Origin of the sequence: Salipiger sp. PrR003, assembly GCF_010500785.1 — a bacterium.
GTDB lineage: Bacteria > Pseudomonadota > Alphaproteobacteria > Rhodobacterales > Rhodobacteraceae > Salipiger > Salipiger pacificus_A.
Map to the genome: position 1 here is coordinate 127,068 of NZ_JAAGOV010000120.1, position 14,321 is coordinate 141,388.

At 67.7% G+C, this 14,321-nt stretch carries 18 protein-coding genes; 13 read left to right on the plus strand and 5 right to left on the minus strand.

Translation table 11 applies throughout. The annotated features are described in order from the left end of the window. Positions 1-2 precede the first annotated feature (2 nt). Both G0D83_RS31380 and G0D83_RS31385 read right to left on the minus strand, forming a co-directional pair. Positions 3-704 (minus strand): EI24 domain-containing protein, encoded by a 702-nt coding sequence (locus G0D83_RS31380; RefSeq protein WP_164198619.1) that lies wholly within the window; start codon positions 702-704, stop codon positions 3-5. Beyond that, entirely contained in the window at positions 701-1,279 is a 579-nt protein-coding gene (locus G0D83_RS31385; protein ID WP_164198620.1) for a nitroreductase family protein, read from the minus strand. Before G0D83_RS31385 ends, G0D83_RS31380 begins: the two co-directional genes overlap by 4 nt. Before the next feature lie 173 nt (positions 1,280-1,452). Between G0D83_RS31385 and G0D83_RS31390 the strand changes: the two genes are divergently transcribed. After that, positions 1,453-1,710, plus strand: coding sequence for a DUF167 domain-containing protein (locus G0D83_RS31390; protein WP_164198621.1), 258 nt, complete (start codon positions 1,453-1,455; stop codon positions 1,708-1,710). On the opposite strand, the gene G0D83_RS31395 is transcribed toward G0D83_RS31390, so the two are convergent. Next, positions 1,711-1,956: a hypothetical protein gene (locus G0D83_RS31395; protein ID WP_108967336.1), complete on the minus strand. Its 246-nt coding sequence runs from the start codon at positions 1,954-1,956 to the stop codon at positions 1,711-1,713. Between the two features lie 179 nt (positions 1,957-2,135). Here G0D83_RS31395 and G0D83_RS31400 point away from each other — a divergent pair, with 179 nt between their 5' ends. The 12 genes from G0D83_RS31400 to G0D83_RS31455 all read left to right on the plus strand — a co-directional run bounded on the left by G0D83_RS31400 (position 2,136) and on the right by G0D83_RS31455 (position 12,113). Beyond that, entirely contained in the window at positions 2,136-2,864 is a 729-nt protein-coding gene (locus G0D83_RS31400) for a M48 family metallopeptidase (protein WP_164198622.1), read from the plus strand. 90 nt (positions 2,865-2,954) lie between these two features. Next, positions 2,955-3,212: a DUF6455 family protein gene (locus G0D83_RS31405; RefSeq protein ID WP_164198623.1), complete on the plus strand. Its 258-nt coding sequence runs from the start codon at positions 2,955-2,957 to the stop codon at positions 3,210-3,212. 4 nt (positions 3,213-3,216) lie between these two features. Then, positions 3,217-3,540: a DUF6455 family protein gene (locus tag G0D83_RS31410; protein ID WP_164198624.1), complete on the plus strand. Its 324-nt coding sequence runs from the start codon at positions 3,217-3,219 to the stop codon at positions 3,538-3,540. A gap of 3 nt (positions 3,541-3,543) precedes the next feature. Further along, positions 3,544-3,798: a DUF6455 family protein gene (locus G0D83_RS31415; RefSeq protein WP_164198625.1), complete on the plus strand. Its 255-nt coding sequence runs from the start codon at positions 3,544-3,546 to the stop codon at positions 3,796-3,798. A gap of 259 nt (positions 3,799-4,057) precedes the next feature. Continuing rightward, the gene (locus G0D83_RS31420) at positions 4,058-5,062 is read left to right on the plus strand and encodes a TRAP transporter substrate-binding protein (RefSeq protein WP_164198626.1); all 1,005 of its coding nucleotides are present in this window, start codon (positions 4,058-4,060) and stop codon (positions 5,060-5,062) included. A gap of 107 nt (positions 5,063-5,169) precedes the next feature. Further along, positions 5,170-5,667 (plus strand): TRAP transporter small permease, encoded by a 498-nt coding sequence (locus G0D83_RS31425; RefSeq protein WP_164198627.1) that lies wholly within the window; start codon positions 5,170-5,172, stop codon positions 5,665-5,667. Beyond that, positions 5,667-6,947: a TRAP transporter large permease gene (locus G0D83_RS31430; RefSeq protein WP_164198628.1), complete on the plus strand. Its 1,281-nt coding sequence runs from the start codon at positions 5,667-5,669 to the stop codon at positions 6,945-6,947. The genes G0D83_RS31425 and G0D83_RS31430 overlap by 1 nt, the downstream gene beginning before the upstream one ends. Before the next feature lie 82 nt (positions 6,948-7,029). Then, the gene (gpmI, locus tag G0D83_RS31435; RefSeq protein ID WP_164198629.1) at positions 7,030-8,547 is read left to right on the plus strand and encodes a 2,3-bisphosphoglycerate-independent phosphoglycerate mutase; all 1,518 of its coding nucleotides are present in this window, start codon (positions 7,030-7,032) and stop codon (positions 8,545-8,547) included. Next, on the plus strand, positions 8,544-9,656 hold the full coding sequence (locus tag G0D83_RS31440; RefSeq protein WP_164198630.1) for a murein hydrolase activator EnvC: 1,113 nt from the start codon (positions 8,544-8,546) through the stop codon (positions 9,654-9,656). The genes gpmI and G0D83_RS31440 overlap by 4 nt, the downstream gene beginning before the upstream one ends. A gap of 7 nt (positions 9,657-9,663) precedes the next feature. Beyond that, complete coding sequence (locus tag G0D83_RS31445) at positions 9,664-11,028, plus strand: S41 family peptidase (RefSeq protein WP_164198631.1); 1,365 nt, start codon at positions 9,664-9,666, stop codon at positions 11,026-11,028. A gap of 165 nt (positions 11,029-11,193) precedes the next feature. Continuing rightward, positions 11,194-11,676 (plus strand): RNA pyrophosphohydrolase, encoded by a 483-nt coding sequence (locus tag G0D83_RS31450; RefSeq protein ID WP_164198695.1) that lies wholly within the window; start codon positions 11,194-11,196, stop codon positions 11,674-11,676. Next, positions 11,673-12,113, plus strand: a complete 441-nt coding sequence (locus tag G0D83_RS31455; protein ID WP_108967318.1) for a hypothetical protein — start codon at positions 11,673-11,675, stop codon at positions 12,111-12,113. Before G0D83_RS31450 ends, G0D83_RS31455 begins: the two co-directional genes overlap by 4 nt. Position 12,114: 1 nt before the next feature. Here the strand turns inward: G0D83_RS31455 and G0D83_RS31460 are convergent, their stop codons facing one another. Further along, positions 12,115-13,395, minus strand: coding sequence for a lytic murein transglycosylase (locus G0D83_RS31460; RefSeq protein WP_164198632.1), 1,281 nt, complete (start codon positions 13,393-13,395; stop codon positions 12,115-12,117). A gap of 120 nt (positions 13,396-13,515) precedes the next feature. Next, entirely contained in the window at positions 13,516-14,223 is a 708-nt protein-coding gene (locus G0D83_RS31465; RefSeq protein WP_164198633.1) for a YafY family protein, read from the minus strand. Positions 14,224-14,321 lie beyond the last annotated feature (98 nt).

Here is a 14,321-nt window from a genome sequence, read left to right on the forward strand (position 1 = left end):
GCCTAGCGCGCGGGGCGTTCGCCCTGCAGCCGGTGGTAGAGGTGGGTGAAAGTCGCCGCTCCGAGGATCGGGATCAGCAGGTTCACCAGCGGCACCGACAGCGGCAGCGCCATGAGCACCCCCGCGATCCAGATCGTCACGAGGTGGCGGCGCCGCAGCACGGCGGCCTGTTCCCGCCCGACCCGGCGCATCGCCGCGAGGGTGAAATACTCCCGCCCCAGCAAGAAGCCGTTCAGCCCCCAGAAGATGAAGGGCGCGAGCGGGGCGAAGAAGATGTAGAGCACCAGCGCCACGAGGTTGGCCCCGATCAGCACGCCAAGGAAGCTCAGCGTGTCGCGCAGCGCCTCGCCCCAGCTTACCTCGGTCGCCGGGCCGAGCGCGGGATAATGTCGGTCCTCGACCGCCTGCGCCACGTCGTCGAGGAAGAACGAGGTGATCGCCGAGGCAACGGGCACCATCAGCACCACCGAGAGCAGCATCATCAGCGGCACCGCACCCCAGCTGATCGCGGTGTCGACCCAGGTCACCTCGCCGATCCAGGGCAGCGAGACAGTGTCGCCGACCAGCCAGCCAACGACGGTGACGAAGACGAAGTAGATGAGCACGAAGAGCCCGACCGTCAGGCCGAGCCCCTTGAGCAGAACCGAGCGGAAGCGCGGATCGCCGATCTGGCCGATCGCGGCAAGAAAGGATGCCGGGATCATGCGTCCATCCAGGTGGTGATCGCCTCGAGGTCGGGGCGCGGGCGCTCCGGCGGGGCCGAAGTTTCGGTGCCGATGTGAATGAAGCCCGCGACGCGCTCGTTCTCGGCCAGCCCAAGCGTCTCGGCGACGAAAGTGCGGTCGTGCGAGGCCCAGCCGGTCAGCCAGTTCGCGCCCCAGCCCGAGGCCAGCGCGGCGTTGAGCAGGGCAAGGCAGGCGGCGCCCGCGGAATAGGTCTGCTCCAGCGGCGGAATCTTGGGGCTTTCCTTTTGAACCTCGATCACCGCGACGCAGAGCGGGCTATCGGCAAAGGCGGCGCGGGCCTTGGCGCCCTGGTCTTCGTCGATGCCCAATGCGGAAGCGCGAGCGGCGACGGCCTCCGCCATGCGGTCAAGCGCGCCGCGCTCCAGCACGATGAAGCGCCAGGGCTCGAGCTTGCCGTGATCCGGCGTGCGCGCGGCGGCGGTGAGCAACGGCAGGAGCGCCGCGCGGTCGGGTGCCGGGCCGGTCAGCGTCTTGGCCGGGCGCGAGCGCCGGCTGAGCAGGAAGTCCATCGCCTGCGGGTTGGGGGTGGGCATCGCCGTCTCCTCATTCAGTTGCCCCCTATGTCAGGCTTTGGCGGCGCGGATTCAACCGGTTGCGGTGCAGGGGTGTGCCCTGAGACAGGCCGAAGGCAGTCGGCGCCGACTTGGGGGTGTCTGGTTTGCGACGGGCTGATATGAGCACGGGCAGCCGCACGAGGAGCCCCGCCATGGCCAAGTCCGACCTTTCCCATCTCGCTGCGCCGGGTACGGTGCTGGAGCTGCGCGTCACGCCCAAGGCCTCGCGCAACGAGATCCGCGAGGAGGAGGGGCAGATCCGGGTCTACGTCACCACCGTTCCGGAAAACGGCAAGGCCAACGAGGCGGTGATCAAGCTGCTGTCAAAGGCGCTGGGGGTGCCGAAGTCGCGGCTCACGCTGGTCCGCGGAGCAACGTCACGGGACAAGGCCTTCCGGGTGGAGGGGTGATCACTCCTCCTCGTCGGCTCCCTGCCTAGTGTAGACGCCCTCGGGCAGGCTGATCGCGGCGGCGAGATCGCGCATCTGGGTCATCGAGAGCGTGATCTTGTTCACCCTGTCGGTGCGCGGATCGTATTGCTCGACCGTGACGCATTCCTCGAAGCTCGAGACGATCACGTCTTCCTGCAAATGCGGCTCGCCCTCGTCGACGAGGGTCACCACGGTGGCGTCAAATTCGTGCTCGATGCTGAACATGAACCCAGCCTAGACCTGCCTTCACGCGGCGCGCAATCCACAAAATGTACCAGCCCCTGGCGGCGGCGCGGGGCCCACGCAAAAAGCACAAAGATGCCACTCTATGCGCGCTGCACTGGCGCCGGGGCGCGCCGCCGCCTATCCTTCGATCCATGACCCGAACCGGAGCGACCTTCCGCATGCGCCGACTTCTGCCCGTTTTCCTCGTCCTTGCCTCGGCCCTTGTTTCGGCCTGTGCCGTGGCGCCTGTTTCCTCGGTGCCCTCGGGTCGCAACGATCCCTTCTCTGGAGGGGGCGAATCCCGCGCCGCACGGCAGTTCACCGAGGTTGTCCACCGTGTCGAGCCGGTCGCCGAGAGCCAGTGCCGAAACTTCACCCGCGGCGGCGCGAACTGCGATTTCCTGATCGTCGTCGACGACCGCCCCGACGAGACGCCGAATGCCTTCCAGACCCGCGACAGCCAGGGGCGGCCGGTTCTGGCCTTCAACCTCGCGCTGATCCGTGAGGCGCAGAACGCCGACGAACTGGCCTTCGTCATGGGCCACGAGGCCTCGCATCACATCCTCGGACACCTCGACCGGGTGCAGGAGGATGCTGCCATCGGCGCGATCATCTTCTCGGGCATCGCCGCGATGACCGGCGCGGACGAGGCTTCGGTGCGTTCGGCCGAGGAATTCGGCGCCTCGGTCGGGGCGCGGACCTTTACCAAGAACTACGAGCTGGAGGCGGACGAACTGGGCACGGTGATCTCGCTGCGCAGCGGCTTTGATCCGATTCGCGGCGCGCGGTTCTTCGAGCGTCTGCCGGATCCGGGGAACCGTTTCCTCGGGACCCACCCGCCGAACAGCGAACGAATCGAAACCGTGCGGCGCACGAGCGAGGCGTATCGGGCCGGCGGCGGCGTCTGACGTTGATGTGCATCAAGGGGGCCGCCGCCCTGAGGTGGTAGTCTTGTCCCGAGGCAAGGCCGAAAAGGCCGCCAACAAGGGAGAAGAGCCATGCCTGGAGCGAAGGATTTCAAACGTCATGCCGGTCTCGTCGACCAGATGGCCGGAGCGCTCGGCGTCGACCTCGAAGAGCAGATGATGCGCGGACGGTTGAGCTTTGCCGGTCTCGAGGATGCGGTGCTGGCCTGCACCGGCTGCCACAAGCCCGGTGACTGTGAGCATTGGCTCGCCACGCGCGATGGCATCGCGGCGGCCACGCCGGGCTATTGCCGCAACGCCGACCTTTTTCGCGATCTGACCGGACGCTAGCGCGATGATCTCGGCCAACATGCTGCGCGGCCCGAGGCCCTTTCCGCTGGGCGACGAGCGCAGCCATTACTGGCGCGTACAGCGCATGGCCCGGGCCACCGGTGTCGATCTCGCCGAGGCACAGCGCCGCGGGGTGCTGCCGCAGGACGACTGGGCCGGAATGGTCCGGCGCTGCCGGGCCTGTCTCTGGGCCGAGGGCTGCGCGCGCTGGCTCGACCACCGGGCCGGTATACAGGCCGAAGGGGAGGGCGCGCGCGTCTGGCCCGAAGACTGTATGAACGGGCGTCCTTTCAAGATGTTGCGGGATGAACTCCGGAACGAGGTGTGAATCATGCTGGGCGATCAGGCACGGCACTTCTGGATGGCGCGCAGCGTGGCGCGGGTCATGGGCCTCAACCTTGCCGAGCAGATCGACACGGGGCGGCTTCGGCCCGAGGAATATCAGGTGATGGTGGCCGCCTGCCGCGGCTGCGCGCTGGTGGAGCAATGTGAAAAGTGGCTGGCGACCCATTGCGATCTCGCCAGGGTGCCGCCGCCGGGACGCCGGATCTCGGCGCCGCTGACCCGGCTCAGGCGCGCGAAATGAGATAGGTGCACTTTTTTGAGAGGGGAGTGCATCTCACTGCGGCCCGTCAAACATGAGCGGGCCGCTTTTTTCTGCCCGGCTTCCGCGGCAGCCGGGGGAGCGATCGTTGGATCGCGCCCCGCTCTGACCCTGCAGGCGCGGTGGTGCGCTCAAGAAACAGGCTGATGCATCGGGACCGCCTTCCGTATAGGCGGTTCGCTTTGACTTGCACCCCGCGCCGCCGATAGCTAGTGGCGTTGCAAATTCTGGAGTACCCCGCATGGTCATGACCCGCTTTGCCGGCGCCGCGCTTGCGCTCGCGCTTTCCTTCGCATCTGGCAGCGCTTCGGCGCAGGAGTTCGTGGCCAAGATCGGCCATCTCGAAAGCACGGCGCAGAGCCGCCACGTGCACCTCGAGAAAGTCGCCGAGCTGGTCAAGGAGCGCACCGAAGGCGCGGTCGAGCTGCAGATCTTCCCGCAGGGCCAGCTGGGCAACCAGCGCCAGATGAACGAGGGCGTGCAACTCGGCACCATCGAGGGCACCGTCGCCCCGGCCGCCTTCCTTGGCGGCTTCAACCCGGCGGTCTCGATCCTCGACATCCCCTACCTGATCCCCGAGGACGCCGCCGAGGCGCAGGCGCTGCGCGAGGGCCCCTTCGGCCAGGCGTTGCTGGACACCTTCTCGGACAAGGGCATGGTCGCGCTGATGCTCTGGCCGAATGGCAAGAAGCAGTTCACCTCGAACAAGCCGCTCGACAATCTCGCCGCCTTTGCCGACCAGAAGTTCCGGGTGATGGACAGCTCGATCCTCATCGAGCAGTTCAACGCGCTGGGCGCCTCGGCCATCGCGCTGCCCTTCGGCGAGCTCTATACCTCGCTGCAGACCGGCGTCGTGGACGGCGAGGAGAACCCGCTCGACACCATCAAGAACATGAAGTTCTACGAGGTTCAGGAGAACGTGGTGATCTCGGATCACGGCGCGATGGAAGACGTGGTTCTGTTCAACCCGATGTTCTGGGAGAGCCTGCCGGCCGAGTATCAGGACGTGATCAAGGACGCCTTCGCCGAGGTCATCCCCGATCTGACCGCCCACAAGGCCGCCGCCGTCGAAGAGGCGCTGCAGGTGATCAAGGACTCGGGGACCAACGTCCGCGTCGCCTCGCCCGAAGAGCGTGCCGAGCTGCGCGAGCTGACCTGGGGCCCGGCCTCGGAAGCCTATGTCGCCATGGCCGGTGAAACCGGCAAGACGCTGCTGGACGCCTACGAGACGGCCACTGCCAAATAAGTCCGTGCCCGGCGGGGCGACCTGACTTACCAAGACCTTACAGGGCGCCCGGTTCTCCGGGCGCCTCTTTGCAAGCCGCCGCCCGACCGCTGATCCGGAGACCGCCCATGACATTCCTCAACTTGCTGCGAAGGGTCGAGCGCACGATCCTCGTGGTGCTGTTCCTGACCATGGTGGCGCTGTTCTTCGGCTCGGTGGTGGTGCGGGAATTCGGCGGCACGATGGCCAGCCGCTTTGCCTGGATCGAGGAAGCGGTGCGGCTGATGAACCTTTTCCTGGTCTTCCTCGCGCTCGGCCTCGCGCTGGAGCGCGGCAAGCACGTGGGCATCACCAACCTGCGCGACAAGCTGCCCGAACCCGCGCGGCGCTGGCTCTTGCGGGTCATCGACACGGTGGGGCTGCTCTTTTCGCTCTACGTGGCGTGGCTGGGCGTACAGATGGTTGAGTTCGTGCTCAAATCCGGCCAGACCTCGCCGACGCTGGGGATCCCCATGGGGCTGATCTATCTGGCGCCGGTCATCGGCTTCCTGCTGCTGGCGCTGCGCTACGGGCTGAGCCTCTTCGGCGTCATCGACCGCTTCGCGGCGCAGGCGGAGGCCGAGTGATGCTGATCCTGATCGTCCTCCTCGCCGCGCTGCTGCTGCTTGCCGGTTTCGAGATGCTGCTGGTGCTGGGCGTGCCCGCGCTGGCTTACAAGGAGCTCTTCTACGCCAGGCTGCCGGACCCGGCGATCGTGCAGAAGATCGTCGGTGGCATAGACCACACGACGCTGCTGGCCATCCCCTTCTTCATTTTCGCAGCAAACCTCATGGGGGCGGGGCAGATTGCCGCGCAGCTGGTCAACGTGGTGAAGGCGCTGGTCGGCCATACCCGGGGCGGCATCGGACACGTGGTGGTCGGCGGCTCGATGGCCTTTGGCGCGGTCTCGGGCTCGGCCCCGGCGACGGTCGCGGCGATGGGCCGGATGGTCTACCCCGAGATGCGCCGGGCCGGCTACTCGGAGAAGTTCAGCCTCGGCCTGCTGGTGGCCAGCGCCGAGACCTCGCTGCTGATCCCGCCGTCGATCACGCTCATCGTTTACGGCTGGATGACCGGCACCTCGATCTCGCGGCTCTTTGCCGGCGGGCTCGCGGTGGGGCTGGTGCTTGGCCTGGCCTTCGCGCTCTTTGTCTGGCTCGAGGCCGGCAAGGGTGGGGTGACCCGCGAGCCGCGCGTGGCGTGGTCCGAACGTCTGCGGGCCATCTGGCAGGCGAAATGGGCGCTCGGGATGCCGGTCATCATCCTTGGCGGCATCTATTCCGGCGTCATCACCCCCACCGAGGCGGCGGCGGTCAGCGTGGTCTATGCGATCGTCGTCGAGGCTTTCATCCTGCGCAGCCTGACGTGGAACGACCTGTTCAAGATCACCGAGCGCAGCGCCATCAACACCGCGATCATCTTCGTGCTCTTGGCGATGGGCGGGCTGATCTCCTTCTTCGTGACGCTGGCGCAGGTGCCGAACTCGATCATCGGCCTTCTGGAGTCGGTGGATGCGGGCTGGATCACCTTCCTGATGGTGGCCAACCTCTGCTTCTTCGTCGCGGGCATGTTTATCGACCCGAACTCGGCGCTGCTGGTGCTGGTGCCGCCGCTCTTCCCGGTCGCGCAGTCGCTGGGGATTGACCCGGTGCACTTCGGCATGATCGTCACGCTGAACATCTCGCTGGGGATGATCACGCCGCCCTTCGGGCTGGATATCTTCGTGGCCTCCTCGACTCTGGGCAAGCCGGTGTCGCAGATCATTGCCGGGGTCTGGCCCTTCGTCGTGGTCAACATCCTGGTGCTGCTGCTGATCACCTATCTGCCGCAGATCTCGCTCTTCGTGCCGAAACTGATCTTCGGGTGAGCCCGGCCCGCGGCGGCTCTCCACATCGCCGCGCCGCCCTGCTACACCTGCGACAACCTCGCGAGAAAAAGGGCGTTTGAGCATGACCACTCCGAAACCCGTTGTCCTGACCATCCTCGACGGCTGGGGCCTGCGCGACGAGACGGCGTACAACGCCCCGGCGCTGGCCAAGACCCCCACGATGGACAGGCTCTACGCCACATGCCCGCATGCCACGCTGGTCACCTTCGGGCCCGAGGTCGGCCTGCCAAGCGGCCAGATGGGCAATTCGGAAGTGGGCCACACCAACATCGGCGCGGGCCGGGTGGTGGCGATGGATCTCGGCCAGATCGACCTCGCGATCGAGGACGGCTCCTTCTTCAAGAACGAGGCGATCCTCGACTTCGCCGCCAAGGTGAAGGCGGCGGGCGGTCGCGCGCACCTGATGGGCCTCGTCTCGGACGGCGGCGTGCACGGTCACATCACCCACATCAAGGCTGCGGTGAAGCTGCTGGTCGATCAGGGCCTCGACGTGGTGCTGCACGCGATCACCGATGGTCGCGACGTGCCGCCGAAGTCGGGTGAAGGCTTCGTGAAGGATCTTGACGAAAGCCTGCCCGAGGGCGCCAGCATCGGCACCGTCATCGGTCGCTACTACGCCATGGACCGCGACAACCGCTGGGAGCGGGTGCAGACGGCCTATGAGGCGATGGTGGGCGGGAAGGGCGAAACCGCCCCCGACGCGGTCACCGCCGTTGCCCAGAGCTACGCCAATGACAAGACCGACGAGTTCATCCCGGCGACCGTGATCGGCGGCTACGAGGGGCTGACGGCGGGCGACGGTTTCTTCTGCCTCAACTTCCGCGCCGACCGGGCGCGCGAGATCCTCGCGGCCATCGGCGCGCCGGACTTCGACGGGTTCGAGCGCGAGAAGCCCGAGCTTTCGGCGCTGCTCGGCATGGTCGAATACGCGGACAAGCACAACGCCTACATGACCACCGCCTATCCCAAGCGGGTGATCGTCAACACGCTGGGCGAATGGGTGGCCAAGCACGGGCTCACGCAGTTCCGCCTCGCCGAGACCGAGAAATATCCCCATGTCACCTTCTTCCTGAACGGTGGCAAGGAGACGCCTGAGGAAGGCGAGGACCGCTTCATGCCCAAGTCGCCCAAGGTGGCGACCTACGACCTGCAGCCCGAGATGTCCGAACCCGAGGTCGCCGAGCGCTTCGTCGCGGCGATCGAGAAGGGCTATGACCTCGTCGTCACCAATTTCGCCAACCCCGACATGGTCGGTCACACCGGCGATCTCGACGCGGCGATCAAGGCCTGCGAGGCGGTGGACGACGGGCTCGGCAAGGTGGTCGCGGCGCTCGAGAAGGTCGGTGGCGCCATGGTGGTCATCGCGGATCACGGCAATTGCGAAACCATGTGGGACGACGAGACGAACGGGCCTCACACCGCGCATACGACGAACCCGGTGCCGGTGATCCTTTTCGGCGGGCCCGAGGGCGCGACGGTGCATGACGGCATCCTCGCCGATGTCGCTCCGACGCTGCTGCAGCTGATGAACCTTCCGCAGCCCGAGGAGATGACCGGGACGAGCCTGATCGACAAATGAGAGCCGCCGCGCTGATCCTCTGCCTGATGGCGGGTCCGGCGCTGGCGCAGGCTCCGGGGGACGCCGCCCGTGCCGCGGCGCGGGCGCTGGAAGCGGCCTCTGTGCAATTGGGGCAGGCGGACACGGCGCGCGACCGCGTCAAGGCGCTGACCCGCACTGTCGAGGCCTATGAGGACGGGCTTGCCGCCCTGCGCGACGGGCTCCGGGACGCGGCCGTGCGCGAGACCGAGCTGAGCCGCCGGCTTGCCGCGCAGGAGGGCGAGGTGGCGCAGCTTCTGGGCGTGCTGTCGAGCCTCGGCAGCACGGCGGCCCCCGAGGCGCTGCTGCATCCGGCGGGGCCCGTCGGCTCGGCGCGGGCGGGCATGCTGCTGTCGGCGGTGACGCCGGGATTGGCGCAGGAGGCGCGCGAACTGCGCTCCGACCTCGACGAGGTGGCGCAGCTGCGGACCCTGCAGGAAAGCGCCGCGCAAACCCTGCGCGAGGGGTTGGCCGGTGTGCAGGCCGCGCGCACCGAACTCAGTCAGGCGGTGGCCGACCGCACCGACCTGCCGATGCGTTTCACCGAGGACCCGGTGCGCACCGCGATCCTCATCGCGGCCACCGAGACGCTGGAGGGCTTTGCCTCGGGCCTGTCGAACATCTCGCAGGTCGAGGCGCCGAACCGGCTGCCACCCGTGGATGCGCGGCGCGGCAGCCTGCCGATGCCGGTGCGCGGGCAGGTGCTGCGCGCGGCGGGCGAGGCGGATGCCGCCGGGGTCTCGCGACCCGGCATCGTGATCGCCACGCTGCCGCAGGCCATCGTCACCACGCCCACTGCCGCCACCGTGCGCTACTCCGGCCCGCTGCTTGATTATGGCCTCGTGACCATTCTCGAGCCGCAGCCGGATTTGCTCATCGTCCTCGCGGGGCTGGACGAGACCTATGCGGCGACGGGGGAAATCCTTTCCGAGGGCGCGCCCGTCGGGCTGATGGGAGATGCAGCAGGCGATGGGGCGTCACCGTCACGTGAAGGTTCCGGCGCTGGACGCACGGAGACCCTGTATATAGAGGTAAGAGAGGGCGACGCGCCCGTGGACCCGCTAGAATGGTTCGCCAGCGACAAGGGATGATCTGAGGATGAACAAGTTTCTGATGGCCGCACTGGGCGGCACCGTGGCAGGCGTGGTGGCGACGACGCAGTTCGTCGGCCCGCTGCTGGCCCAGGAAGCCGAGAAGAACACCAGCGTCTACGAGCAGCTCGACCTCTTCGGCGACATCTTCGAGCGCATCCGTGCGCAATACGTGTCGGAAGTGGATGACAAGAAGCTGATCGAGGCCGCGATCAACGGGATGCTGACCTCGCTCGACCCGCATTCGAGCTACCTTCCGCCCGACGATGCCGCCGACATGCGCGTGCAGACACGCGGCGAATTCGGCGGGCTTGGCATCGAGGTCACCCAGGAAGACGGCTTCGTCAAGGTCGTCTCGCCGATGGACGGCACCCCCGCCGCCGAGGCCGGCGTGCAGGCCGGGGATTTCATCACCCATGTCGACGGCGAGTCGGTTCTCGGGCTGAACCTCGACGAGGCGGTCGACAAGATGCGCGGGCCGGTTGGCTCCGAGATCGTCATCACCGTGGTGCGCGAGGGTGAAGACGAGCCCTTCGATATCTCGATCATCCGCGACACGATCACCCTCACCGCCGTGCGCACCCGCCGCGAGGGCGACAGCGTGGTGCTGCGCGTGACCACATTCAACGACCAGACCTTCCCCAACCTCTCGGAAGGGCTGGCCAAGGAGGTCGAGGCCGCGGGCGGCATCGACAAGATCAACGGCATCGTGCTCGACCTGCGCAACAACCCGGGCGGCCTTCTGACCCAGGCGATCAAGGTCGCCGACGCCTTCCTCGACAAGGGCGAGATCGTTTCGACCCGGGGCCGCAACGCCGCCGACGGCGAGCGCTACAATGCCACCGAGGGCGACCTGTCGGACGGCAAGCCGATCGTGGTGCTGATCAATGGCGGCTCGGCCTCGGCGTCCGAGATCGTCGCCGGTGCGCTGAAGGATCACCACCGCGCCGTCGTCGTGGGCACCAAGAGCTTCGGCAAGGGCTCGGTGCAGACGGTCATGCCGCTGCGGGGCGACGGCGCGATGCGCCTGACCACCGCGCGCTACTACACCCCCTCGGGCCGCTCGATCCAGGCGCTCGGCGTCTCGCCCGACATCGTCGTCGAGCAGCGTCCGCCCGAGCCGGAGAGTGAAGAGGACACCGTGCCCGGCTTCGGCCGCTCCGAGGCCGACCTGCGGGGCGCGCTGGATAACGACAGCCTGACCGAGGACGAGGTCCGCCAGATTGAAGAGGACCGCGCCAAGGCCGAGGAAGCCGCCAAGTTGCGCCAGGACGACTACCAGCTGGCCTATGCGATCGACATCCTCAAGGGCCTCAGCGTTCTCGGCGACGAGCAGGCGCTCATGCAGCAGGCGCAGGCGGCTGACAAATAAGGTTTCCGGGTTTCCGGGACTGGCAAAGGCGCGTCCCGCGGGGCGCGCCTTTTTCCGTGGGGGGCTTTCGGTGGCTTCGGCTCGTGGCCAGACGGGTCGTCCCTTCCAAAATTCCCGAACCGGCGCTAGCGTGCGCCGCAAACCAAGGAGCCTCCGATGAAGACCATGACCCCCGAAGAAATCGCCGCGCTGCCCTATCGCCGCAACGTCGGCGTGATGCTGGTCAACGCCGCCGGGCACGTCTTCGTCGGCCAGCGGCTCGACAGCGAAGTGCCCGCTTGGCAGATGCCGCAGGGCGGGATCGACGAGGGCGAGACGCCGCAAGAAGCGGCCCTGCGCGAGCTCGAAGAAGAGATCGGCGTCAGCCCCTCGCTGGTCACCGTCGAGGCCGAGACCGAGGGCTGGCTCTGCTATGATCTGCCGCATGACATCGTGCCGCGCATCTGGAAGGGCCGCTACAAGGGGCAGGAGCAGAAGTGGTATCTGCTGCGCTTCCACGGCGAGGATGCGCAGGTCAACATCCAGACCGAGCACCCCGAGTTCTCGGAATGGTGCTGGCTGCCGGCGGATGAGGTTCTGGGCCAGATCGTGCCCTTCAAGCGCCCCGTTTACGAACAGGTCATCGCCGCCTTCCGGGAGAAGCTGTGATCCGTACCGCGTTCCTGTTCCTCGTTCTGTTGCTTGGTGTGGCCAGTCCGGCCTTTGCGCTCAAGTGCCTGCCGCCGGACGTGGCGCGCGACGTGCGCGCGGCGAAGTCCGAGCAGACCGAGTGGATCGCGGTGAACGGCATGCTCGAGACCGGACCGGTGCCGCGCAGTTCGGGCGAAGTGCCCGCGCGCTTCTGGGGCTGGGCACTGGGGCGGGCGGGCTTCGACCGCCCCTTCGACCAGCGCATCACCCTGCGCGTTTCCTGCTACGGCCCATGGTGCGGCGAGGCTCGGACCGGCCCCATGGCGGCGCTGCTCAAGCGCGAGGAGGGCCGGCTTGTGCTGATCGCCGACCCCTGCAACGCCAACCGCTGGCCCGGTCCCAGCGCCCGCCAGGTGAGGGCGCTGGTGAAGAGCTGCGGCGCGGGGTGCCGCTGAATTACCGCAGCCGGTGCAGCACCTCGAGCGACGCATAGCCGTCCGGCACCACGCCGACCGCACGCTGGTAGTCGCGCAGCGCCTTGATCGTGTTCGGACCGATGCGCCCGTCGACCCCTGAGGGATCGAAGCCCGCCTGCCTCAGCCGTACCTGAAGCTCCTTGCGCTCGTCGCTGGTCAGCGCGCGCTCGTCATCGGGCCAGCTGGCGCGGATCGGCGCGCCGCCCATGATCCGGTCGGCCAGGTGCCCGACCCCGATCACATAGGCGTCGGCGGCATTGTAGCGCGAGATCACCTTGAAGTTCTTGAAGGTCAGGAAGGCCGCGCCCCTGTGTCCCGCCGGCAGCAGCAGCCGGGCCGAGCCGAAGTCCTGTACCGGGCGTCCGTCCATGCCGACCACGCCGAGCCGCGCCCAATCCGAGGGCATGCGGCCCGTGCTGCCCGCCAACTCGTAGTCGAAGCCACGCGGCAGCTGCACCTCGACCCCCCAGGGCTGACCGTGAATCCAGCCGTTTTCGGCAAGGTAATGCGCCGTCGAGGCCAGCGCGTCGGCGGGGTCGTCCGACCAGATGTCGCGCTTGCCGTCGCCGGTCCAGTCCACCGCCAGCGCGCGGTAGGAGGAGGGGATGAACTGCGTGTGGCCCATCGCCCCGGCCCAGCTGCCGGTCATGTGCTCGGGGCTGGTGTCGCCGTTCTGGATGATGTGCAGCGCGTCGATCAGCTGACCCTCGAAGAAAGAGCCCCGCCGCGAGCCAAAAGCCAGCGTCGCCAGCGCCGGGATCACCGGATGCGTGCCTCGATGGCTGCCATAGGCGCTTTCCATGCCCCAGATCGCCAGCACCACTTGCCGGTCGACGCCGTAGCGCGACTCGATCTGGCGCAGAAGCTGGTCATGCTGCGCCAGCGCCGCTCGGCCGTTCTCGATGCGCGTGTCCGACACAGCCGAGCCGAGGTAGGCCCAGAGTGTCTTGGTGAACTCCGCCTGATTGTTGATCTTGTGCAGTGCATCGGTGTCGAGCGCGACGTTGCGGAGCGAAACGTCGAGGGTGCGCTCGCTGATCCCCTCGGCGCGGGCACGCGCGCGGAAGCTGGTGAGCCAGCGGGCGAACTCCTGCTGCACCTCGCTGGCGGGGACCACCTGCGCGGGCTCCGCCGCGACAAAGGCGAGAGGGCGCAGCGCCGGGCGCTGCGAGATCACCGGGGCGGTGAAGTCGTCTAGGCGGTCTGCCGAGGCCTGCGTGGCCATCAGGCACAGCGCGAGGCCGGAAAGGCTCCGTTTCATCTGGGGTCACCTGCTGCTCGTGTTCTTGTTGTCCCGAAGGCTACCGCGTGCAGGGCGATTTGCGAAGGAGGGGCCGCGATCACAATTCACGCAATCGGCAAGAGATTGCGGACGGGGGGCTCAAATCCGGATCGCGCAGCTGCCTCTCTCGGCCTCCATTCGCGCCATGAAGCCGCGCAGCATCGGCACGCGCTCGGGCCGGAAGGAAGTCTCCAGCACCTCCATCCCGGCCATCCGGTCGAGCCGGAAGGTGCGGTAGTCGGCGCGCAGCAGGCACCAGGCGATCAGGCAATGCGAATTGTCGAGCAGCAGCAGCGACAACGGCTTCACTTCGCGCTGCGTCGCCGCGCCCTGCGCGTCGCGGTAGTCGAAGCGGATGTGCCGCTCTTCCCGGCAGGCGCAGCGCAGCCGGGCGGCGTCGATGGTGGGCTCGGCAGGGGGCGAGAAACGATGGGCAGTCAGCACCGCGTGGCGCAGCTGGTGGGCCTGCCGCTCGGGCAGGCGGGCGCGCAGCTTTGCCAGCGCATTGCGCGCCGCATGGGCCAGCGCCGGATCGGCCAGCGCCTCGACCTCGCGCAGCCCCAGCACCAGCGCCTCGAGCTCGTCCTCGTCGAACGACAGCGGCGGCAGGTGCGGGTCCTCGATGAGGGTGAAGCCATAACCGGCCTCGCCGTCGATCACCGCGCCGAGCCCGCGCAGGGACCCGATGTCACGATAGAGCGTGCGCTCCGACACCCCCGTCTCCTGCGCCAGCGTGGCGGCGGTGACGGGGGAGGGCAGGCGGCGCATGGCCTGCATGAGCTGGAAGAGGCGTTCGGTCCGGGACATGGCCGCATCATCCTGCACCGTCCTGACAGATTTCGGCAAGAGCGCCGGCTAGGGTCCGAGGCGCCGGCACTTCCTTCCCTCCAAGTCCCGAAAAGGAC